23 protein-coding genes are annotated in these 20,813 nt (G+C 60.1%); 19 read left to right on the top strand and 4 right to left on the bottom strand.

Annotated elements, in window-relative coordinates; all coding sequences use genetic code 11:
• Nucleotides 1-72 precede the first annotated feature (72 nt).
• The 6 genes from GEOBRER4_RS11045 to GEOBRER4_RS11020 all read left to right on the top strand — a co-directional run bounded on the left by GEOBRER4_RS11045 (nt 73) and on the right by GEOBRER4_RS11020 (nt 5,124).
• Nucleotides 73-897 (top strand): phosphoribosylformylglycinamidine synthase subunit PurQ, encoded by an 825-nt coding sequence (locus GEOBRER4_RS11045; protein WP_185242342.1) that lies wholly within the window; start codon nt 73-75, stop codon nt 895-897.
• 159 nt (nt 898-1,056) lie between these two features.
• On the top strand, nt 1,057-2,481 hold the full coding sequence (purF, locus tag GEOBRER4_RS11040) for an amidophosphoribosyltransferase (protein WP_185245314.1): 1,425 nt from the start codon (nt 1,057-1,059) through the stop codon (nt 2,479-2,481).
• Complete coding sequence (pyrE, locus tag GEOBRER4_RS11035) at nt 2,481-3,029, top strand: orotate phosphoribosyltransferase (protein WP_012530762.1); 549 nt, start codon at nt 2,481-2,483, stop codon at nt 3,027-3,029. Before purF ends, pyrE begins: the two co-directional genes overlap by 1 nt.
• A 253-nt stretch (nt 3,030-3,282) precedes the next feature.
• Nucleotides 3,283-3,915, top strand: a complete 633-nt coding sequence (locus GEOBRER4_RS11030; RefSeq protein ID WP_449727631.1) for a YkgJ family cysteine cluster protein — start codon at nt 3,283-3,285, stop codon at nt 3,913-3,915.
• Nucleotides 3,915-4,460 carry a YaeQ family protein gene (locus tag GEOBRER4_RS11025; protein WP_185242340.1) on the top strand — a complete coding sequence of 182 codons (546 nt, stop codon included), beginning with the start codon at nt 3,915-3,917 and terminating at the stop codon, nt 4,458-4,460. The genes GEOBRER4_RS11030 and GEOBRER4_RS11025 overlap by 1 nt, the downstream gene beginning before the upstream one ends.
• Nucleotides 4,461-4,593: 133 nt before the next feature.
• Entirely contained in the window at nt 4,594-5,124 is a 531-nt protein-coding gene (locus GEOBRER4_RS11020; protein ID WP_185242339.1) for a dioxygenase family protein, read from the top strand.
• 15 nt (nt 5,125-5,139) lie between these two features.
• Here GEOBRER4_RS11020 and GEOBRER4_RS11015 read toward each other — a convergent pair whose 3' ends face one another.
• The 3 genes from GEOBRER4_RS11015 to GEOBRER4_RS11005 form a co-directional block, all read right to left on the bottom strand.
• Complete coding sequence (locus GEOBRER4_RS11015) at nt 5,140-5,889, bottom strand: DUF72 domain-containing protein (RefSeq protein ID WP_185242338.1); 750 nt, start codon at nt 5,887-5,889, stop codon at nt 5,140-5,142.
• A gap of 16 nt (nt 5,890-5,905) precedes the next feature.
• Entirely contained in the window at nt 5,906-6,454 is a 549-nt protein-coding gene (locus tag GEOBRER4_RS11010) for a phosphatase PAP2 family protein (RefSeq protein WP_185242337.1), read from the bottom strand.
• A 224-nt stretch (nt 6,455-6,678) separates the two neighbouring features.
• On the bottom strand, nt 6,679-7,701 hold the full coding sequence (locus GEOBRER4_RS11005) for a cytochrome c3 family protein (protein WP_085812571.1): 1,023 nt from the start codon (nt 7,699-7,701) through the stop codon (nt 6,679-6,681).
• 147 nt (nt 7,702-7,848) lie between these two features.
• Here GEOBRER4_RS11005 and GEOBRER4_RS11000 point away from each other — a divergent pair, with 147 nt between their 5' ends.
• From GEOBRER4_RS11000 to GEOBRER4_RS10950, 11 genes are all read left to right on the top strand, one after another.
• The gene (locus GEOBRER4_RS11000) at nt 7,849-8,382 is read left to right on the top strand and encodes a DUF4124 domain-containing protein (protein ID WP_185242336.1); all 534 of its coding nucleotides are present in this window, start codon (nt 7,849-7,851) and stop codon (nt 8,380-8,382) included.
• An 87-nt stretch (nt 8,383-8,469) separates the two neighbouring features.
• On the top strand, nt 8,470-9,300 hold the full coding sequence (gene nadC, locus GEOBRER4_RS10995) for a carboxylating nicotinate-nucleotide diphosphorylase (RefSeq protein ID WP_185242335.1): 831 nt from the start codon (nt 8,470-8,472) through the stop codon (nt 9,298-9,300).
• A complete protein-coding gene (locus GEOBRER4_RS10990; RefSeq protein WP_185242334.1) occupies nt 9,297-10,280 on the top strand; it encodes a biotin--[acetyl-CoA-carboxylase] ligase in 984 nt (327 codons plus the stop codon). Before nadC ends, GEOBRER4_RS10990 begins: the two co-directional genes overlap by 4 nt.
• 96 nt (nt 10,281-10,376) lie before the next feature.
• Nucleotides 10,377-11,141: a type III pantothenate kinase gene (locus GEOBRER4_RS10985; protein WP_085812575.1), complete on the top strand. Its 765-nt coding sequence runs from the start codon at nt 10,377-10,379 to the stop codon at nt 11,139-11,141.
• A 156-nt stretch (nt 11,142-11,297) separates the two neighbouring features.
• The gene (gene fusA, locus GEOBRER4_RS10980; RefSeq protein ID WP_185242333.1) at nt 11,298-13,403 is read left to right on the top strand and encodes an elongation factor G; all 2,106 of its coding nucleotides are present in this window, start codon (nt 11,298-11,300) and stop codon (nt 13,401-13,403) included.
• Nucleotides 13,404-13,494: 91 nt separating this feature from the next.
• Nucleotides 13,495-14,655: an SPOR domain-containing protein gene (locus GEOBRER4_RS10975; RefSeq protein WP_185242332.1), complete on the top strand. Its 1,161-nt coding sequence runs from the start codon at nt 13,495-13,497 to the stop codon at nt 14,653-14,655.
• Between the two features lie 6 nt (nt 14,656-14,661).
• Nucleotides 14,662-15,603 carry a hypothetical protein gene (locus GEOBRER4_RS10970; RefSeq protein ID WP_185242331.1) on the top strand — a complete coding sequence of 314 codons (942 nt, stop codon included), beginning with the start codon at nt 14,662-14,664 and terminating at the stop codon, nt 15,601-15,603.
• Between the two features lie 16 nt (nt 15,604-15,619).
• Nucleotides 15,620-16,489 (top strand): GTP-binding protein, encoded by an 870-nt coding sequence (locus tag GEOBRER4_RS10965; RefSeq protein ID WP_185242330.1) that lies wholly within the window; start codon nt 15,620-15,622, stop codon nt 16,487-16,489.
• Nucleotides 16,490-16,494: 5 nt separating this feature from the next.
• Nucleotides 16,495-17,178 (top strand): MgtC/SapB family protein, encoded by a 684-nt coding sequence (locus tag GEOBRER4_RS10960; RefSeq protein ID WP_185242329.1) that lies wholly within the window; start codon nt 16,495-16,497, stop codon nt 17,176-17,178.
• A gap of 37 nt (nt 17,179-17,215) precedes the next feature.
• Nucleotides 17,216-17,752, top strand: a complete 537-nt coding sequence (rbr, locus tag GEOBRER4_RS10955) for a rubrerythrin (RefSeq protein WP_185242328.1) — start codon at nt 17,216-17,218, stop codon at nt 17,750-17,752.
• 122 nt (nt 17,753-17,874) lie between these two features.
• Nucleotides 17,875-18,690 (top strand): cytidylate kinase family protein, encoded by an 816-nt coding sequence (locus tag GEOBRER4_RS10950; RefSeq protein WP_085812582.1) that lies wholly within the window; start codon nt 17,875-17,877, stop codon nt 18,688-18,690.
• A gap of 235 nt (nt 18,691-18,925) precedes the next feature.
• Here the strand turns inward: GEOBRER4_RS10950 and GEOBRER4_RS10945 are convergent, their stop codons facing one another.
• Entirely contained in the window at nt 18,926-19,780 is an 855-nt protein-coding gene (locus GEOBRER4_RS10945) for a PHP domain-containing protein (RefSeq protein WP_185242327.1), read from the bottom strand.
• Nucleotides 19,781-19,922: 142 nt separating this feature from the next.
• On the opposite strand from GEOBRER4_RS10945, the gene GEOBRER4_RS10940 reads away from it, so the two are divergent.
• Both GEOBRER4_RS10940 and GEOBRER4_RS10935 read left to right on the top strand, forming a co-directional pair.
• Entirely contained in the window at nt 19,923-20,147 is a 225-nt protein-coding gene (locus GEOBRER4_RS10940; protein ID WP_085812584.1) for a hypothetical protein, read from the top strand.
• 1 nt (nt 20,148) lies between these two features.
• Nucleotides 20,149-20,811, top strand: coding sequence for an endonuclease III domain-containing protein (locus tag GEOBRER4_RS10935; RefSeq protein WP_185242326.1), 663 nt, complete (start codon nt 20,149-20,151; stop codon nt 20,809-20,811).
• Nucleotides 20,812-20,813: the final 2 nt, after the last annotated feature.

Here is a 20,813-nt window from a genome sequence, read left to right as displayed (position 1 = left end):
AAAAAATGCGGGTTATGCCATAATGAGCGACGTTGCTTCCCGCTACCAATCTTTTCATAGAGGACTTATTTGATGACCAAGGCTAAAGCGCTAGTCATAACAGGCAACGGCACCAACTGCGAAATGGAGGCGGCGCACGCCTGCCGGTTGGGCGGCTTCGACGAGGCCCGCATCGCCCACATATCGGAACTCATGTCCGGCGAGGTGAGCCTGGACGATTACCACTTCCTCAACCTCACCGGCGGCTTCCTCGACGGCGACGACCTGGGGAGCGCCAAGGCGCAGGCGAACCGTTTGCGCTACGCGGCAGTGGAAGGGAAGGGGGAGCTCCTGGTGGACCAGATCTCCCGCTTCATCGCTGACGGCAAGCTGATCCTCGGGGTCTGCAACGGTTTCCAGCTCCTGGTTAAGATGGGTATGCTCCCGGCTCTGGGCGGCGACTACCTGAAGCAGACCGCGACGCTGACCTACAACGCCAACGGCCGTTTCCAGGACCGCTGGTGCTACCTGAAGTGCGACCCCGCTTCCCCGTCGCTGTACACCCGCGGCATCGAAGGGGGAGTATATCTCCCGGTGCGCCACGGCGAAGGGAAGTTCCTGGTGGACGATGCCAGGACGCTGGAGGCGATCGAGGCTAAGCATCTCTCCTGCCTCAAGTACTCCGACAAGAACTACAGTGCGCCCACCATGGAGTTCCCGGAGAACCCCAACGGCTCGGTTAACGCCATCGCCGGCATCTGCGACGAGACCGGCAGGGTGATGGGGCTCATGCCGCACCCCGAGGCGTTCGTGCACCGGACCCAGCACCCGCGCTGGACCCGCGAGGAGCTGCCGGAAGAGGGCGAGGGGCTCATCTTCTTCAAGAACGCGGCGAAATACGTGAAGGAAAACTTCTAGATAATTACTCCCCCCTCCTGACCTCCCCCCTCCGGGGGGAGAAAATATCGGAGTGACCTCCCCCCTTTCGAGGGGAGGAAATGATGGACGGTCCCTTCGGGGAACACAACAAGGATTGACAGGTAAGCAGTTCTTTTATAAGGAGCAGTCGTGGAAGAAATGATGATGCGCAGGCCCGAAGAAGAGTGCGGCATTTTCGGTGTATTCAACCACCCGGAGGCCTCGAACCTCACCTACCTCGGACTCTACGCCCTTCAGCACAGGGGACAGGAAAGTTGCGGTATCGTCTCCTCCGACGGAAACAACCTGCACTCCCACAAGAGCATGGGGCTTGTCGCCGACGTCTTCGGCAACCAGGAAATCTTCAAATCTCTGCCGGGAAAGGCCGCCATCGGCCACGTGAGGTACTCGACCACCGGATCGTCGGTGATCAAGAACGTGCAGCCGATCATGGTTGACTACTCCCGCGGCTCCATCGCCGTGGCCCATAACGGCAACATCGTCAACGCCCAGATCATAAAGGACGAACTCGAAGCCTACGGTTCCATCTTCCAGACCACGATGGACACCGAGATCATCGTGCATCTTCTGGCCACCTCCAAGGCCATCTCGCTGCAGGACCGGCTCACCGACGCGCTGAGCCGTATCCAGGGGGCCTACTGCCTGCTTTTCCTGACGGAGACCCGCATGGTCGCCGTACGCGACCCGAACGGTTTCCGCCCGCTCTGCCTCGGTCGTCAGGGAGGCTCATACGTGGTCGCTTCCGAGAGCTGCGCCCTCGACCTGATCGACGCCGAGTTCATCCGTGAGATCGCGCCGGGCGAGATGATTGTCATCGATAAAAACGGCATGAACTCCTTCTTCCCGTTCAAGAAGGTGGACCCCACCCCCTGCATCTTCGAATTCGTCTACTTCGCCCGCCCCGACTCCCACATCTTCGGTAGGAACGTCTACCAGGTACGCAAGGAGCAGGGACGCCAACTGGCCCGCGAGCACAAGGTGGACGCCGACATCGTGATCCCAATCCCGGACTCCGGCGTCCCCGCGGCGCTGGGCTATGCCGAGGAATCCGGCATCCCGTTCGAGCTGGGGCTCATCCGCAACCACTACGTGGGGCGCACCTTCATCGAACCGCAGCAGGCCATCCGCCACTTCGGCGTGAAGATCAAGCTGAACCCGGTGCGCGAGGTGCTGAAGGACAAGCGCGTGGTGGTCATCGACGACTCCATCGTGCGCGGCACCACCTCCAGGAAGATCGTCAAGATGATCCGCAACGCAGGGGCTAGAGAGGTGCACGTGCGCATCTCCTCACCGCCGACCAGCTACCCCTGCTACTACGGCATCGATACCCCGAACCGCAAGGAGCTGATCTCCTCGTCGCACTCGCTCGACGAGATCCGCCGCTACATAACGGCCGATTCCCTCGGCTATCTTTCCGAAGAAGGTCTCATGTCATCCGTCGGCGCGGAAAATGCCGGCTTCTGCACTGCCTGCTTCACCGGGGGCTACCCGGTAAAATTCCCGCGGCTTCTCGACCAGGACGAGCCGCAGATGGGGCTATTCGAAAAGGAGATCGAGAAATAATGAGCGAGAAGGAAAGGCTGAAAAAGATCATCATAGAGCTGTCCTACGAGAAGCGGAACGTGACCCTGGCCTCCGGCCGCCAGAGCGATTTCTACTTCGACGGCAAGCAGACCACGCTGCACCCGGAAGGGGGCTACCTCACCGGGAAGCTCTTCTTCGACGCGATCAAGGACGTCGAAGGGGTTGAAGGGGTAGGGGGGCTTACCCTTGGCGCCGACCCGATCGCGACTGCCACCTCCATCGCCAGCTTCCTGGCGGGGAAACCGGTTCCCGGCTTCATCATCAGGAAGGAGCCCAAGGGGCACGGCACCGGCGCCTGGCTGGAAGGAAGGAAGAACCTGAAGCCCGGCTCCAAGGTCGTCATCGTCGAGGACGTCGTGACCAGCGGCGGCTCCTCCATCAAGGCGATCAAGCGCGCCGAGGAGGAAGGGCTCGTGGTACTGGGTGTGGTCACCCTGGTGGACCGCGAGGAAGGCGGGCGCGAGAACATCGAGGCCGAAGGTTACTGGCTCAAGTCCATCTTCACCAAGTCCGAGATCCTCGCCTAGCAAACGGCTGACAGTTTTTCACCGAAAGGCGGCAATGACTTTATTGCCGCCTTTGTTTTTACAACCAAAGCGGAACACAGAGGTCTCGGCGGTTCACTGGGGTCACGGAGGAAAAGCTCTAATGGAGGGAGAACCCGGTTTTCCCTTTCTTTTTAGCTTTTCCTTTGTGTCCTCTGCGTACCTTCGTGACCTCTGTGGTAACGCTTTCGGCTTTAAAGGTTTTATGGAAGAAGTGCTCGCTAAATGGCGGATCTTGCTTGACAAGATTGACGCCTGGTTCGCCCGCTCGATGGAGCTCTACCCGGAGAGCATCGCCTGCAGGAGCGGCTGCTCCGCCTGCTGCCGCTCGACCTTCGACATCACGCTTCTCGACGCCTATTACCTGAAGCTCGGCTTCGACCAGCTTCCTGAGGCGACCAGGGAGAGGGTGCTTGCCAAGTGCCGCGAAAGGCTCGACTTGATGCGGGAGACTTGGCCCGAGTTCGACCACCCATACCTCTTGAATTACCGCGACGAGGAAGAGTGGGACGCGCTCATGCCCGACGAGGACGAAACCCCCTGCGTGCTGCTGGGCGAGGACGGCCGCTGCCTGGTCTACCATTACCGCCCCATGACCTGCCGGCTGCACGGCATCCCCTTGATCGACACCGGCGGCGAGGTGATGCACGACGAGTGGTGCACCATGAACTTCACCGACGCGGACCCGCTCCAGATTGACGGGCTCAAGGCCCCCTTCGATGCCATGCTACGCGAGGAGGTGGCGCTTTTCAGGGAGTTCACCGCGGCGCTCTTGGGAAAGAGGATGAACGAGTTGGACACCTTCATACCTACCGCGCTTTTGATCGATTTCGAGAACTGCGACACCTTCAAGGATTGGATTAAGTAATGGCTCTTCCCTCAACGATTTACCGCGCTTCCGTGCAGCTCTCCGACCTCGACCGCCAGATCTACGAGCAGTTGCAGACGACTGTCGCCCAGCACCCCTCCGAAACGGCGGAAAGGCTTCTTGCGCGTCTTCTGGCTTACGCCCTTTGTTTCCGCGAGGAGCTCGTTTTCACCAAGGGGGTCGGCTCGGGGGACGAGCCGGATCTCTGGAGCAAGGGGCCTGACGGGAGGGTGCAGCTCTGGATCGAGGTGGGACTCCCAGATCCTGAGAAACTGGCCAAGTCCTGCCGGCACGTCGAGCGCGCCATTCTCTTTGCTTTCGGGTCGGGGTTGAACCGCTGGCTGCCGCAGCACCAGGCGAAGCTCGCTTCCATCCCGAACCTCACCGTCATCGGTCTCGATTTCGGGTTCCTTTCACAACTCGCCGAGAATCTGCAGCGCGTCATCTCCTGGTCCCTCACCGTCACCGAGGGAAACCTCTACTTAACCGCAGGCAACCAGACCATGGAGAGCGCCCTCCAGCAGGTGAGCGGTCCGCCTCTGTGATTTGACAAGCTCCGGAAGTACTGTTACGCAAATAGCTTGAATCTTCTCGCAGTGTTTAGATCCTGACCGTGTAACCCGCGCTCATTTGCGTTTCATCGTAAAGCTGGAGGGCTGGATAGCCAAAGGGGGTGAGATGAGGAAGGACCGCTTCTCTCGTTGTTGCCTGTTCGCACTGATGCTGTTGCTGGCGAGGCAGGGTATCGCTGATGCCCGCCGCTGCTCCCCGACCCCTTGGGACGAGATCGGCCCCTTCTACCGTCCCAGCGCACCGGTTCGAAACTCCATAGGCAAGGGGTACGTGCTGACCGGTACGGTCCGCTCCTCTGCCGATTGCTCCCCGATTCCCAACGCACGCATCGAGTTCTGGCACACAGGTCCCGCCGGAACCTACGATGACGCCCATAGAGCTACGGTTGTTACCGGGAAGGACGGACGCTACCGGCTGCAAACCTCGCCTCCTGCAAGTTACGGGCAACGCCCGCCGCACATCCACATCCTGGTCGACGTAAAGGGGTTCGAGGGACTGGTGACGCAGCATTACCCCAAAAGAGGGGCAATAAGCGCCACGCTTGATCTTGTTTTGGTGCCTGAGTCTGAACAAGGTGATGGGGGAGGGAATGGCCGCGCTGAAGATCTGGTACGGCCGGGGAAGCAACATCGCTAGCCCCCCGGTCGCTTTTTACGCTTGCTTGGGCCAGGTAGCTTCTTGCAGCATGGAGGCCAGTTCCTGCGCGTTCTGGGGAGCCGCTCCGCCAAGGTCGTTGTTGTAATAGATGTACACGTCGAGCTGCCGGTCCAGGTAGCTTCTGATCCTCGCCGCATCCCTCGCCAACTGCTCGTTGCTGTAGAACCCGTTGTAGCTCCCCTCCATGCCGTGCCTTCTGATGTAGACGAAGTCCGCAGTCGCGGGCGGGGCGTCGATGAACGGGGGATGATCCGCCATGCACAAGGAGACGTTGCGGCTTTTGCATAGTGCCACCACCTCGTCGGTCAGCCAGCTCTGGTTTCTGAACTCCAGCGTGTTCCTCGTGTGGTACTGCGCCACCTGGTCGAGGAAGACCTCAAGCCTGGGGAGGTCAGCCTTGAACTGCGGGGGGAACTGCCAAAGGACTACCTGCAATTTTTCCTGCAACTCCTTTGCTGCGCCGAAGAACCGGTCCAGCGCGCTCTCCACGTCGATGAGCCTTTTGATGTGGGTGATGTACCGGCTACCCTTGACGGCAAAGGAGAAATTCTCTCCGCTCTCCTCGTACCAGTGTCTGAAGGTTTCCGGGCCGGGGGTGCGGTAGAAGGTGACGTTTAACTCGACTGTGGCGAAGACGGAGCGGTAGTGGGCGAACCACTCCTTTTGCGAGATGTCTTCGGGGTAGAAGTTGCCTCGCCAGTGCTTGTAGCTGAAACCGCTGCATCCTAGATAGAGCTTTGCCATCTCTTTCCTCCTTGAACTAGAAGGATCTCTCCCACCTCAGTCCCAGCCAGTCCGGCCCGATGACCGGCGCGACATAGGATGCGTTTTCCGGCGTCACGAAGAGCTTGCCCACCCCGTAAGATAGCGCCATGGATGCGATCACGTCGCGCCAGTGATGGTCATGGTTCTGAACCCTGTTGTTGGCAACGAATGCAGTGGCGAGCCAGGCGGGGACCCCGTACTTCCAACCGTATCGTTCGCTGTAGAAGGCAGCGCCGGAACCGGCGAAGGCTACGTGCCCGGAGGGGAAGCCGTAGCCGTTGCCGGTGGGGCGCCGCCCCAGGCTGGTCTCATTGAAGCCGAGCCGTGCGATGGAGGTCAGGGTCTGGTTGGCGATGACGTTTCTAAGCCATTGCTTCTCGCCTTCCACGTCGTTATTGAAATAGGCGACGGCGAAGGCTGATACCGGTATGGCTGCCATCACCGCATGACCAACTATTTCAGAGGAAACGCAAAGTGCCGGAGCCGGTCTGAACAAAGTGAACAGGAGGGCGAACAGGGCTGCGCAACGCAATATTCTGGACATTGTGTGCCTCCTTGCGACCGCGTTTGTGATGTGCCGGTCGCCGTTTTCATGGGTGCAGCCGGTGGTTTTGTTTATTGGTAATTTCAAACTTCGGAAGTATACCGTAACCTTTGAGGCGGGCCAGGAGTCAGCTGGTTTTCCTGGTTGCAGGGGGGCGTGGGAAATAAAAAAGGCGGGGCCTGATAGCAGGCCCCGCCTTTTGCATTTGAAGCTGGGTCAGTCTATTACATCGCGTGGCACTTGTCGCAATCGCCGTTGGAGGTGAAGGCGTCTTTGCCGTTGTGGCAGGCACCGCAGGATTTGCCGTGCTCCATGTCGCCCATGGTGAAATGCTTCTGGCCAGCCTTGAAGGTGAAGATCTTGGTGTGGCAGTCAGCGCACTTGTAGGCTTCCAGGTGGAAGTCGTGGCTGAACTTCACGTCGCCGCTCTCGGTCTTGAAGGTTATGGTCCCGGGCTTGTACCCTTTGTGGCATTTGTTGCAGTCGCCGTTGGAAGAGAACGCTTCCTTGCCGTTATGGCAGGCGCCGCAGGACTTCCCTTTCGCCATGTCCGCCATGCTGAAGTGCTTCACGCCGGCCTGGAAGGGGTAGATCTTGGTGTGGCAGTCCTTGCAGGAGAAGGCTTCGATGTGGAAGTCGTGGCTGAACACCGCGTTGGTGGCGCCCTTGACCTTGAAGCTGATCTCGCGCGGCTTCATCCCTTTGTGGCAGCTGCCGCAGTTGCCGGCGACGGTGAAGGCTTTTTTACCGTTGTGGCAGGCGCCGCAGGTTTTCCCTTTCTCCATCTGGGCCATGGTGACGCGCCCTTCCTTGCCGGTGATGACCACGCCGTTATGGCAGGCCCTGCACTCGCCTTTGAGCTTGGACAGGTGGCTGGAATGGCTGAACACGGTCTGTCCGGCGTTCTTCACTTTGAACTGGACGTCACGCGGCTTGCCTTTGTGGCATTTGACGCAGCTTTTGTCGTCCGCTACGCTGAAAGCCTTGACGCCGGTGTGGCAAGCGCCGCAGGACTTAGTCTTTTCCATCTCGGCCATGGTGAAATGACGCTTTGACTTAAGGTTGAAGATGGCGTTGTGACAGATCCTGCAATTGTTGTTATATTTCTTCAGGTGAACGTCGTGGCTGAAAACGACGGCCTCTGCATTCTGAAGAGGGAATTTGATGTCCTTTGTCTCCTTCGCCAACACTGCGACAGGCAGGAGGCAGACAATGAGAAGCGTAAGGGTGGCGAGGCGAAACTGCATGGTACACTCCTTCTAGCTTGGTATTTGCTTTGCCGACCGAGGCATTAGCCGGGATAATATACACATCGACAAGGTGGCCGTCAATTCAAAAGTATTGATTGTTTTTTATGTTTTATGCCTGAAGTGTCTCTTTTTAAGAGGTAAATCATGAAGACTTGCCTGCCTATTTTCCTGGTGGTTTCTTTGCTGATCTCGGCCCCTGCCCATGCCGCTTTTTATCAATGGACTGATGCCAATGGTGTCGTTCACATGACCGACGATCCCCGCAACGTGCCTAAGCAGTACAAGGGGAAGGCCACGCGCATCGAGGTACGGGAGCCGGCTTCGACCCCCAGGGAGGCTGCGCCCGAGCCTCAGAGCGCTCCCGCCGCCTCTGCTGCGGACAGAGGTGCGGCCGGCGTGACCGGGGGGCACGACGAGGCGTGGTGGCGCGCCCAGTTCGCAGAGCTCAGGTCGGAATTGACAACGGTGCAGGCGGCCCGCAGCCAGAAGGAGCAACAACTGGTCGAGCTGAGGCGGCGCCGGGTGATCTTCCAGCGGGCGCGCGACCGTGTAGCGGTTCACGAGCTTGAAGCACAGGTCTCGGCCGATGACGCCCGCATCAGCGACTTGTTGAACCGGATAGCAGCCTTGGATCTTGCAGCTTCCAAAGCCGGGGTCCCTCTGGAGTGGCGACAGTAGCTTTGATAGCGGAATTATTAGCGGTTGCGGGGCTAGTTAAGCTGTGCTATAAAAAATTGCCGCTTTTCGAAGGAGATGCCCGATAACATGAACCAAATTGATAAGATAATCGATAACGCCCTCGCCGAAGACATCCACACCGGTGACATAACCACCCTCTCAGTTTTACGCAAACCGCGCCCCATGCGCGCCCGGTTGGTCGCCAAGGAAGCTATGGTCCTGGCGGGGATAGCCGTCGCCGAGCGCGTTTTCTCCCGCATCGATGCAAACATCTCCTTCAAGGCTGAGTTCGCCGACGGCGACCGCCTCGACAAGGGGGACGTCATCGCCCGCATGGAAGGAAACGCCGCCTCCCTTTTGCAGGGGGAGCGGGTCTCTTTGAACCTCTTGCAGCGCATGTGCGGCATCGCCACTCAGACCGCTGCCTATGTGAAGGAGCTGGAAGGAACCGGGGCCCGCGTCGTGGACACCAGGAAGACCACGCCCGGCCTGCGCGTCCTTGAGAAGTACTCGGTAAGGGTAGGGGGGGGGACCAACCACCGCACCGGGCTCTACGACGGCGTCCTTATCAAGGAAAACCACATCGCAGCAGCAGGCGGGATCATCGAGGCGGTGAGCGCGGCGCGCTCCTACATAGCGCACACCTTGAAGATAGAGGTGGAGACCGAGAACCTCGAACAGGTGGCGCAAGCGCTTCAGGCCGGAGCCGACATCATCATGCTGGACAATATGGGACTGGAAGAGATGACCCAGGCGGTCCAGATGATCGGCAAGAGGGCGCTGGTCGAGGCTTCCGGCGGGGTGAGCCTGCAGACCATCAGGTCCATAGCCCAGACCGGGGTCGACATCATTTCGGTGGGGGCCCTGACCCACTCGGTAAGGGCTACGGACATCTCCATGCTGATGGAGGAAGTTTGAAAGAATCCGGTGTAGACGGAAGGATCCTGGAACTGTTCCGCTCCGGCGACGGGGTGGTATCCGGCGCCGCGCTGAGCAAGGCGCTGGGCGTTTCGCGCACCGCAGTCTGGAAGCACGTCAAGGGGTTAAGGGTCAAAGGGTACCAGATCGAGGCGGTTCCCTCCAAGGGGTACCGGCTCCTCTCCTCCCCCGAAATTCTCACCAATCTCGACATCACCGCCGGCCTCGCCACGAAGAGGATCGGCTCTTCGATACTCTGCCTGAAAGAGACCGATTCCACCAACTCGGTCGCCTTCAAGATGGCGGAGGAGGGTGCGCCCGAAGGGACCGTCGTCATCGCCGACACCCAGTCGGCGGGCAAAGGTAGGCTGGGGCGGGTCTGGCTGAGCCCTCCGGGGGTGAACCTTTACTGCTCCGTGGTGCTGCGCCCCGCAATCGCGCCCGTCGCCGCCTGCCAGCTCACCTTCCTCTCGGTCGTTGCCGTGGCCCGTGCCGTCGAGCGCTGCACCAAGCTCAAGCCGCAGATAAAATGGCCCAACGACATCCTGATCAACGGGAAGAAGGTGGCCGGGCTTTTGAACGAGATGAACGCTGAGACGGAGAAGGTCAACTTCGTGGTCCTCGGGATCGGGGTCAACCTGAATCTCCGCATGTCCACCCTGAGCCAGGGGCTTTTGCGCCACCCGGCTACCTCGCTTCTTGAGGAGGGGGGGGAGGAGGTGGACCGAATCAGGTTCACCCGAGTCCTTTTGGAGGAGCTGGATCAGCTCTACGGCGATTTCCTGGTGGAGGGGGACGGACCGGTCCGGGCCGAGTGGCTGGCGCGCTCTGCCATCAAGGGGCGCAGCGTCAAAGTAAGCCAGCAGAACCGCGAGTTCCGCGGCGTGGTGCAGGGGGTCGATTCCTTCGGCGCGCTCCTGGTACTTCTTAGCGACGGCACCCTGGAAACGGTGCTCTCGGGGGACGTCGCGCTGCTCTAATTCAATGGGCGCCTGGTCGGGAAATCATTTTAATAACACGCATTAGGTGCAGAAGATTGCTCTGCCCTTTGCGGCTTTGCGTGAGGAGGTTCTGGTTTGCTTCTGGTTATCGACGTCGGGAACAGCAACATCGTGCTCGGGATTTACGACGAACAGCGCCTGGTCAGGGACTGGAGGGTCTCCACCGACAAGTCGAAGACCATCGACGAGTACGGCATCTTGTTTCACGACCTGTTCCGCCTGGCGGACATCGTCTTCACCGACGTGAAGGACATCATCATCTCCTCGGTGGTGCCGACTTTGACCGGCGTGCTGGAGAAGCTCTCCCGCCAGTACTTCAAGATATCCCCTTACGTGGTCGGCCCCGGCATCAAGACCGGCATGCCGATCCACTACGACAACCCCAAGGAAGTCGGCGCGGACCGCATCGTCAACGCCATCGCAGGGTTCGAGAAGTATCGCACGGCGCTCATCATCGTCGATTTCGGCACCGCGACCACCTTCGACTACGTGAACAAGAAGGGTGAGTACTGCGGCGGCGCCATCGCCCCCGGTCTCGCCATCTCGATGGAGGCCCTGTTCATGAAGGCGAGCAAGCTGCCGCGGGTCGACATCGCCCGCCCCCCCAGCATCATCGCCAAGAACACGGTGAACTCCATGCAGGCAGGCATCTTCTTCGGCTACGTTGGGCTTGTGGACGGGATCGTGCAGCGGATGAAGGGGGAGGGGAAGGAGAATCCCAAGGTCATCGCCACAGGCGGGCTCGCCTCGCTGATCGCGCCCGAGTCGGTCACTATCGAGGAGGTGGACGAGTTCCTCACCCTGGAGGGGCTGCGCATCATCTACCAGAGGAATAAATAGGAACACCAACGCCCGCACCTGGGGCAAAAGGAGGAGGTCCCCCCATCGAGATACGTACCGCCGGGTAGTTTGTTGTTGGTTTCGTTTGCTTTACTCAAGTCAGATCTCGTTTCAGAGTAGTTAGATCAGTGATTTTCTATTCTAAGGGAGGGCACTATGGGAAGGTATGAAACGGCAAAACTGCGGAACCTCGGAATTGTAGCCCACGGCGGTGCGGGCAAGACCTCGCTCGCCGAGGCGATCCTGTTCGACACCGACATGATCGACCGGTTGGGACGGGTCGACGACGGCACCTCCACCATGGATTACGAGCCCGAGGAGGTCAAGCGGCGCATCTCCATCACCTCCTCCCTGGACCACTGCGAGTGGAAAGGGTGCTCCATCCACCTGGTCGACACCCCGGGCTACGGCAACTTCATCGCCGACACCCGCGCCTGCATGAGAACGCTCGACTGCGCCGTTGTGATCCTCTCCGCCATTTCCGGCGTCAAGGTCCAGACCGAGGAGGTCTGGCAATGGGCAAACGAATTCGAGATCCCGCGCATCGCCTTCGTCAACAAGATGGACCGCGAGAGGGCCAACTTCTTCCGGGCCATCGACGACATGGAGAAGGCGCTCGGGGCGCGCGGCGTAGCGGTGCAGATACCGCTTGGGGCCGAGGAAAACTTCGAGGGGGTCATCGACCTGGTGCGCATGAAGGCGTACCGCTACCAAAAGGACGGCTCGGGCAAGTTCAGCGAGGGTGAGATTCCCGCCGACTACCTCGCCGAGGCGCAGCGCCTGAGGGAGCTGATGGTCGAGACGGTGGCGGAGGCCTACGACGCGCTCACCGAAAAGTTCCTGGAAACAGGCGAGCTGACCGAGGAGGAGATCCTGGACGGGCTCAGGGTCGGCACCCTGAGAAGCACCTTCACCGCCGTCTTCTGCGGCTCCGCCACGGCCAACATAGGCGTCGCCCAGCTTCTGGACGGGATCTGCGCCTACCTCCCGTCGCCTCTGGACCGCACCAAGGCGGTGGGGATCGATCCCAAGACGGAGCAGATCATCGAGCGTGCCCCCTCGGAGAGCGAACCTTTCTCCGCGCTGGTTTTCAAGACCACCTCCGACCCCTACACCGGGAAGATCACCATCTTCAGGGTCTATTCCGGGGTGCTCAACTCCGACTCGCTGGTGTACAACTCCACCAAGGAAGTGCAGGAGAGGATCGGCCAGATCTACGAGCTGGAGGGTAAAAAGCAGCACCCGATCAAGCAGGCGGTTGCGGGCGACATCGTCGCGGTGGCGAAGTTGAAGGAGACCGTCACCGGCGACACGCTCTGCGACGAGACGAAACCGATCGTCTACGAGCCGGCCCAGCCGCTCCAGCCGGTCATCTCCTACGCCATAGAACCCAAGACCAAGGCGGATGAGGACAAGATCCACTCGGCCCTGCAGCGCATGATCGAGGAAGACCCGACCATTGAGTCGCACCGCGACCCGCAGACCCGCGAGTTCATCATCTCCGGGATGGGCCAGGTGCACCTCGAGGTGATCGTCGAGAAGATGAAGCGCAAGTTCGGCGCGGACGTCCTCCTGAAAACCCCCAAGGTCCCGTACCTGGAAACGATCCGCGGCAGCGCGAAGGTGCAGGGAAAATACAAGAAGCAGTCCGGCGGCCGCGGCCAGTACGGCGATTGCTGGATCGAGCTTTCCCCACTGCCCCGCGGCGAGGGGTACCTGTTCGAGGACAAGATCGTCGGCGGCGTCATCCCGCGCCAGTACATCCCCGCGGTGGACAAGGGGATCCAGGAGGCGGCCAAGGAAGGTTTTCTCGCCGGCAACCCGGTGGTCGATTTCAAGGTAGCCCTCTTCGACGGCTCTTTCCACACCGTCGACTCGTCGGAGATGGCGTTCAAGGTGGCGGGTTCCATGGCCTTCAAAAAGGCGATGGAACAGTGCAAGCCGGTGCTCCTGGAGCCGATCGTCAACATGAAGATCACGGTCCCCGACGAGAACATGGGGGACGTCATCGGCGATCTCAACTCCCGCCGCGGCAAGGTGGTCGGGGTCGAGCCCAAGGCGAACTCGCAGATCATCAGGAGCGTGGTCCCCATGTCCGAGGTGCTCACCTACTCGAACGACCTGCGCTCCATGACCAGCGACCGTGGCATGTTCACTTCCGAGTTTTCCCATTACGAGGAGGTTCCAAGCCACCTGGCGCAGAAGATCATCCAGGAGGCGCTGGATCAAAAGGGTAACGGCAACAACCATAAAAGCGCATAAACTCGAGCGCTATGTATAACGCGCCCGGCCGCCTCGAGGCCGGGCGCGGCCTTAATTCAACAATGAGATGCAGAAAGGGAGGACGAGTTAGATGCAGAATCAATTCACACCGGATGCCGACGAACACGACGAGACCCAAGCGAAGAAGAGTTCGCAGCAACGGCTCCTCCTGCTTCTCTTGCTGCTCATAGCCCTTTTTGCCTACCTTTACTTCTTCACTGGGCTGATCAAGCCCCGCACAGACGAGGCAGCGGCACCCGCTCCGGAACCTGCCGCCCAGCAGGCGCCTACCGTGGTTAAAAAGCCGCTGCCGCCCAGACCGGAAGCTTCGGCCTCCGCCGAGGCTACGGCCGACAAGTCGGCAAATGGCGCCGAGATTACTGCGGGCAAGCCCGCAAATGGCGCCGAGGCACCGGCCTCCGCCAAGGCTACGGCGGGCGAGCCGGCTAAACCCGCACCCACGGCCGCAGCTAAGCCTGCTGCACCTGCCGCTCCGGCTAAACCCGCACCTGCGGCAGCAGCTAAACCTGCCGCACCCGCTGCGGCTGCCAAACCTGCTGCCACTGCGAAAGAGGCCAAGCCTGCCGCGAAGGAGGCCAAGCCGGCTGCTGCGACTAAGGAAACCAAGACCGCGGCTGCCAAGCCCGCCGGCAAGGAGACCAAGCCCGCTGCCAAGGAGGCAAGACAGGCCGCCGCTGCAAAGCCTGTCAAGGAGGCAAAAGCTGCCAAGACCGCTAAGGCTGAGACGGCGGCTCCGTCCAAGAACGCTAAGCCTGCTGCCAAGGCCGCGACCGGCGTCTATGCCCTCGACATCAACGGCGACCTCGCCGAAAGCGAGATGGGACCTGTGACCGCCAAGCTGAAAAAAGCGGGCATCTCCCACCTGGTGAAGACCAAGACGCAAAAGGGCGAGCCGATGCACCGCCTTTTCCTTGCCGACTTCGGCGACAGGAACGAGGCCATCGAGCAGCTGGACCGGTTGAAACAGGTAGCACCCAACGCCTTCATGCTCAAGGAAAACGGCAGGTACGCCGTGTACGGCGGGTCCTTCATGCGTGAAGGGAAAGCTGCCGTTGAGCAGGACCGCCTCTTCGACAAGGGGGTAAAACTCATGCTGCAGAAAGCCACCATACCGGTATCGGTGGTCAAACTGCGTGCCGGCAGCTTCCCGGACCAGGCGAGCGCCCAGAAGGCTGCTGCCAACCTGAAGAGCGCCGGACTCTCCGCGAAGGTCGTCAAGGTCGGGAAGTAGCGCTGCGTGTCCGGAAAGGTAACCTTCAGGATCTCGGCTGCGGCCGCCCCTTACATCGGTGCGGACAAACCCCGGCAGCAGCGGCTTGAAGCCGCCCGCGGCAAGGTGGCGCTTCCGCCTGCGGATTTCGTGCTGCTCGTCTATTACCTGTGCCACGACCAGGACCCGGAGGTTAAACGGAGCGCGGTCACGACCCTGCGCTCACTGGACGCCGGGCTGCTGATGCAGGTGCTGGCCGATCCGGCGTTGCACCCGCGCATCCTCGACGCCTTGGTGCAGCTGCACGGCAAGAACCCGGACCTCCGCCCCATCTTCGCCAAACACCCGAGCCTCTCCAGCGCCGCCGCAGCCGCTTTAGCGGTAAACGGAGGGACTGCGTCAGCGCCGACCCCGGCTGCTGTTGCGTCAGTCTCCACGCCGGAATATGGAAGTTCCCCCCGGCGCGCCCACAGCGAGACCCCGGAAGCAGCCGTCGACGAGGAAGCGGGCGCGGTGCAACCGGACGAGGACGAACCGATAGACGAGGAGGAGTACCAGTCTAAGTACCAGATGGCCCAGGCCATGGGGGTCAGCGACAAGATCAAGATGGCGATGACCGGCGACAAGGAATGGCGCTCCATCATGATCAAGGACAACAACAAGCTGGTGTCCTCGGCCGCCATCAAGAACCCGCGCATGACCGAGTCCGAGGTCCTCTCCATTGCGAAGTCTGCGGTAGGAAACGACGAGATCATGCGCGTCATCTGCAGCAACAAGGAATGGATCAAGAATGCGCAGATCAGGAAGGCGCTGGTGATGAACAGCAAGACGCCGCTGCCGCACGCCCTGCGTTTCGTGGCGACTCTCCCGGAAAAGGAACTTGCCCAACTGGCCAAGAGCAAAAACGTCAACTCGGCCATCGCGTCGCAGGCGCGCAGGATCCTGATGAGCAAGAAAGACAGCAGATAAACTAGGGGGAATCCAGATGGCTCTGGTCAACCAGGCAAAACGTGAAATAAACGCGAAAATCGTCTTTTTCGGACCGGCGCAGGCCGGTAAGGCGACCAGCCTGAAGCACGTCTTCAACAAGCTGAAGCCCGAGTTCCGCGGCGCCATGAAGGTGATGAACGTCCAGGACGCCCGCATGCTATTTTTCGACTTCACCCCGCCGGGCGACGGTAACGTCGACGGCTTCAGGGTTCGCTTCCACCTCTACACCGTCTCCGGAAGCAGTGTGGACCCCGCTGCCTGGAAGATGGTGCTGAAGGGTGTGGACGGGGTCGTCTTTGTGGCCGACTCCGCTCCCCAGCAGCAGGAACAGAACCAGCGTTGCATGGATGAGCTCGTTTCCTTTCTCAAGGGGTACGGGCAGAGCCTCGTTTCGGTCCCGACGGTGCTGCAGCTCAACAAGAGCGACCTCAGCGACGCCATCTCCATGGCGGAGATGGAGCGCACCCTGAACCCGTCACGGCTCCCCAGTTTCAGGGCAAGCAGTCAAAGCGGCGAAGGGGTGCTCCAGGCGCTCATGGCGCTGGTAAAGACGGTGCTGACCGGCCTCAGGTCCAGGGGCGCCGAAGGTATCGCCGGAGGGGAAGGACTGCAGCGGATAGTCGATGAACCGGTAGCCTCTCCAGTCACCGCCAAGCCCCTGCCGACTTCTGCAGCGCCGCAGCAAGCGGCCCGCACCCCTGAGCCCCCAGCATCCGAGGTCCAGGAAGAGCCGCTCACCCTGGAACTGGCCGGACCTCCCACCGCGGCAGAAGGTGACATCATCTCTGTCCCGCTCACCATCCGCAGCGGCAGCCGCAGCAAAGAGGTGGTCTTGACCCTCTCACTTGCCGTAGGGAAGGGGTGATCGGCTTGGGGCCCGAATTGCATTTGCACCTGTTCGCACGCCTGCTGCTGGCCTCCCTCCTCGGCGGCCTGATCGGTCTTGAGCGCGAGGTTCACGGACGGCCAGCCGGGTTCAGGACGCACCTGCTGGTATCGCTTGGATCCTGCCTGTTCTGCCTTACTTCCATCGAGATCTACCATATCTACGGAAATTTCGGCGGTGCCATCCCGGTCGGCGTCGACCCGGGCCGGATTGCGGCACAGGTGGTGACCGGCATCGGTTTTCTTGGAGCCGGCGCCATCATCAGGGAGAGGGCCTCTATACGTGGGCTGACGACGGCCGCCTGCCTGTGGGTCGCGGCCGGGCTCGGCATAGCCTGCGGTTTGGGGCTCTTTCAGATGGCGATTGCCGTGACGGTCATCGCCCTCATTAACCTGCTGCTGTTAAAGCAGGTGGAAAAACGGCTCAACCGCGACATCTACGTCGTGGTCAAGGTGTGGAGCGAGGACCGTCCTGACTTCATCTCGCAGGTGTATCAGCTCCTGGGTACGTCTGGCGTAGATCGAGTGGAAGCGAAGTTCGAAAGAGACCTGGAACGAAAACAGATGTTTATCGAGTTTCAGATGAAGCGCGGAAAGAAGGTAACTTCCCCGGATCTGCTCGCCAGACTGAGCGAGCTTGAGGGGGTAAAGCGGGTAAGTGTGGATTAGGCTGGTTAAACACCGCAACAGGAAAGGAGTTACGGACATGGCTGAACTTAAGGGAAGCAAGACGGAAAAGAACCTGCTGGAGGCATTTGCAGGCGAGTCTCAGGCGCGCAACAAGTACACCTACTACGCGTCGGTCGCCAAGAAGGAAGGGTACGAACAGATCGCCTCGCTCTTTCTGGAGACCGCGGAAAACGAGAAGGAGCACGCGAAACTCCACCTTAAGGCGTTGGGCGGCATCGGGGACACCATCACCAACCTGAAAGCCGCAGCCGCAGGCGAGTACGCCGAGTGGGTGGACATGTACCCGCGCATGGCCAAGGAGGCCAAGGAAGAGGGTTTCACCGCCATCGCAGCCATGTTCGATGGTATCGCCAAGATAGAGCAGGCGCACCAGGAACGCTACAAGGCCCTCCTTGCCTCCATCGAGGATGGGACGGTATATAAGGACGAAGAGCCGACGCTCTGGAAATGCCGCAACTGCGGTCATATCCATGAGGGGACCGAACCGCCCCAAGGCTGCCCGGTGTGCCATCATCCCAAAGGCTACTTCGAGCGCAGCGCGGAAAACTACTAGCATCGGTTCTGCCAGGCCCGCATCCCTCTGTCAGGGCAGCATCTTGCCGCCAAAATCCCTTGTATACAGAGTGATTCACATGATATGATGCCCTGGTTTCTCATTAGCAATAGGAGGCATGCATGGCAATCATCACAATTTCCAGAGAGATGGGTACCGGCGCTTACGCCATTTCCAAGGAGCTGGCGAAAAAGCTCAAGTACACGCTCGTCGATCGCCTGAAGATCGAGGAGCTGGCGCCGGCGTACGGCCTCACACCCGAGATCCTGGAGAGGGTGGACGAGAAGCCCCCTTCATACCGGACCGCCGAGGACCGGTTGCAGGCAGCGCATCTCGCCACGATGGAACTGATCCTTCTGGACAATGCCAGGAAGGGGAACGTGATTCTTTACGGAAGGGGTGCTCAGGACCTGATCAAGGGAGTCACCAACGTGCTCAAGGTCCGCTTCATCGCTCCTTTTGAAGACCGGGTGGAAAAATTCGCCGAAAGGGAGTGGATCGACCCCGATCTGGCCCGCGAGCTGATCCGAAAGAGCGACCACCAGTTGGGCGGGTTCATCCACTTCTACTTCGATCGCGATTGGAACGATCCGATGGCTTACGACCTGATCCTCAACACCAGCAAGTCGAGCCACAGCGCCATGATCGAGTGTGTCATCGCAGCCTCCAAGGATCCCCGCCTCAAGCAGGGGGAGGAGGAATCCATGGCGCTTTTGGACGATTGCATCCTGGCCAAGCGGGTGGAGGCCGAGATCCTCAAGTCCTCGCTGGAGCGCAGGCTGCGCATCACCGCCAAGGACGGCGTGGTCACGCTCTCCGGGCACGTACAGGCCGAAGGGCAGATCGAAGAGGCTGTACGCATCGCCGGTTCCGTTTCCGGCGTGACCGATGTGGACTGCGATCTGGATGTGGTGAGCTACAAACCTGTGAAGGACTAGAGGCAGGGGAGAGGCAGGGGCTAGGGGGTAGTGATTAGGGACCCTTGGCGCTTTCACGAAACTCTCGTATCTGCTGCATCTAGTATAAAGAGGCGTACCAGTAGAAAGGGGCTGGTGGCGTAGGAGATGGGGCAGATTTTGCCAACCCCGTTTCCCTAGCCCCAGCCCCTGTTTTATTTCCAGCCCGAGCCCTCGTAGCTGCCTTTTCCAGCCCCTAGCTCCTAGCCCCTGTTTTCTAGCCCCTGTTTCTGGCCCTTTTGAGGTCAACCACGCAACTGTAGGGCACAGCCATCGAGCCTCTGCCGGTCCCCATGCAGATCCCTTCCTCGATGCCGTGGTAGTCAGACCCTCCGGTCCAGACCATCCCCCTTTTTTCTGCGAAGTTGCGCAGGTAGGCGCTATCCTGTTCGCTGCAGACGTTGTTGAAGACCTCTAGGCCGTCAAGCCCCATCTCCGCCAGTTCTTCGATGACACGCAAGAGCGGTTCGCGCTCGTTTGTTATGGTGGTCGGATGCGCCAGCACGGCGACTCCTCCCAGCCTCTTTATCGTCGCAAGCGCCTCGTCGACCGGGAAATATCGCTTCGGGACGTCGCAGGGAAGCAGGTACCGGACGAAAGCGTCCTGCATGTCGCGGACGTAACCCCTTGCCATCAGCACCTGGGCTATGTGCGGGCGTCCAAGAGCCCCTCCCGCCAAGGCCGCCGCTTCGGCACTGGTGATGGTGGCCTTTCCCTCCAGCGTGAGCTTCTCATTGATGCGGCCGATGATCGCGTCGCCGCGGGCCTCACGCTTGTCCCGGAAATCCTTGAGCATGGCGAGAAGCTGCGGGTCGCGGTGGTTCAGCAGGTAACCCAGCAGGTGAACGTCGCGATAAGAGCCGAAAGCGACTGAGAACTCCATGGCGGGAAGCACCTCGACTCCGAGCGAGGTTCCGGCGGCGATCGCCTCGTCTATGCCGTCGACGGTGTCGTGGTCTGCCAGGGCGATCGCCCTGAGTCCCAGTTCTGCTGCCATGGCGACAAGTTCCGCAGGAGTGCGGACCCCGTCGGAGAAAGTGGAATGTAGGTGCAGGTCAACCATGTTTCTCATTGTGTCTCCAATTTTGTCAGATGGCCATTATAAGGGCTTTCCTCTTTTGTGCAACTGATAACTCTGCATATATCAGTTGCCTTGGCCCATGGCATCTTGTATAAGTAGGCATTACTTTTTCCAGCAATAACAAGAGGTGTTTGTGGCACAGATAAGAGGAATGGGCGGTGCGATCTTCGCCATTGCCACGTTCGTTCTGGGAGGGATCTTGACCTTCTCCGGACTGGGACTGATTGCATTTATGAAATACAAGGACCTGTGGGGGCTTGGTGAGGGACGGAGCATCGGCATTCTGTTCGTCTGCGTCGGACTGCTTATGTCGATCCTTGGAGTGATGGTGATGCGTATCGTGCGCAACAGGATCTAGTGTGAGGGACGACCAGATACATGAGGGCATGGCCATCCTTGAAGATGCGGTGCGGACTCGGGGGTGGGTGACTCCCGCGGTCACCATCGTGGCCACGCAGGACCGGGACCCCTACAAGGTGCTGGTTTCCTGCATCCTTTCCTTAAGGACCCGCGACCAGGTAACAGCCGAGGCCTCGCAGCGGCTCTTTGCACTCGCCGACACGCCGCAGAAGATGGCTCTGCTCGAAGTGGCGAAAATCGAGCGGGCGATCTACCCAGTTGGGTTCTACCGGGTCAAGGCCCAGCAGATTTTAGAACTCTCGTTCCAACTTTGCGAACTGTACCAGGGGAGGGTGCCGGACGAGTTGGAGACGCTCCTGACCTTCAAGGGAGTGGGGCGTAAGACGGCTAACCTGGTGCTGACGCTTGGATACGGCAAGCCCGGCATCTGCGTCGACATTCACGTGCACAGGATCTGCAACAGGTGGGGCTATGTGAAAACAGGCACACCCGAGCAGACAGAACTTGCCTTAAGGAAAAAGCTTCCGCCGGAGTACTGGATCATAATCAACGATCTTCTAGTGACTTTCGGACAGAACCAGTGCACACCCGTCTCCCCGCGCTGCTCTACCTGTCCCCTGTACGCGCTCTGTGACAGGGTGGCAGTTATCAAGTCTAGATAAAA

This window comes from Citrifermentans bremense, assembly GCF_014218275.1.
In the GTDB taxonomy this organism is placed as follows: domain Bacteria; phylum Desulfobacterota; class Desulfuromonadia; order Geobacterales; family Geobacteraceae; genus Geomonas; species Geomonas pelophila.
Note: the sequence above shows the minus strand (reverse complement) of the source record. Positions and strands in the feature narration are given on the sequence as shown.

Coding starts and splice junctions, on each gene's coding strand:
- GEOBRER4_RS11015 (WP_185242338.1), bottom strand. CDS start 5,889: ATGGCAAAGCTCTATCTAGGATGCAGCGGTTTCAGCTACAAGCACTGG.
- GEOBRER4_RS11020 (WP_185242339.1), top strand. CDS start 4,594: ATGAGGAAGGACCGCTTCTCTCGTTGTTGCCTGTTCGCACTGATGCTG.
- GEOBRER4_RS11010 (WP_185242337.1), bottom strand. CDS start 6,454: ATGTCCAGAATATTGCGTTGCGCAGCCCTGTTCGCCCTCCTGTTCACT.
- GEOBRER4_RS11045 (WP_185242342.1), top strand. CDS start 73: ATGACCAAGGCTAAAGCGCTAGTCATAACAGGCAACGGCACCAACTGC.
- purF (WP_185245314.1), top strand. CDS start 1,057: ATGATGATGCGCAGGCCCGAAGAAGAGTGCGGCATTTTCGGTGTATTC.
- GEOBRER4_RS11025 (WP_185242340.1), top strand. CDS start 3,915: ATGGCTCTTCCCTCAACGATTTACCGCGCTTCCGTGCAGCTCTCCGAC.
- pyrE (WP_012530762.1), top strand. CDS start 2,481: ATGAGCGAGAAGGAAAGGCTGAAAAAGATCATCATAGAGCTGTCCTAC.
- GEOBRER4_RS10965 (WP_185242330.1), top strand. CDS start 15,620: ATGGCTCTGGTCAACCAGGCAAAACGTGAAATAAACGCGAAAATCGTC.
- GEOBRER4_RS11000 (WP_185242336.1), top strand. CDS start 7,849: ATGAAGACTTGCCTGCCTATTTTCCTGGTGGTTTCTTTGCTGATCTCG.
- rbr (WP_185242328.1), top strand. CDS start 17,216: ATGGCTGAACTTAAGGGAAGCAAGACGGAAAAGAACCTGCTGGAGGCA.
- GEOBRER4_RS10945 (WP_185242327.1), bottom strand. CDS start 19,780: ATGAGAAACATGGTTGACCTGCACCTACATTCCACTTTCTCCGACGGG.
- fusA (WP_185242333.1), top strand. CDS start 11,298: ATGGGAAGGTATGAAACGGCAAAACTGCGGAACCTCGGAATTGTAGCC.
- GEOBRER4_RS10950 (WP_085812582.1), top strand. CDS start 17,875: ATGGCAATCATCACAATTTCCAGAGAGATGGGTACCGGCGCTTACGCC.
- GEOBRER4_RS10975 (WP_185242332.1), top strand. CDS start 13,495: ATGCAGAATCAATTCACACCGGATGCCGACGAACACGACGAGACCCAA.
- nadC (WP_185242335.1), top strand. CDS start 8,470: ATGAACCAAATTGATAAGATAATCGATAACGCCCTCGCCGAAGACATC.
- GEOBRER4_RS11005 (WP_085812571.1), bottom strand. CDS start 7,701: ATGCAGTTTCGCCTCGCCACCCTTACGCTTCTCATTGTCTGCCTCCTG.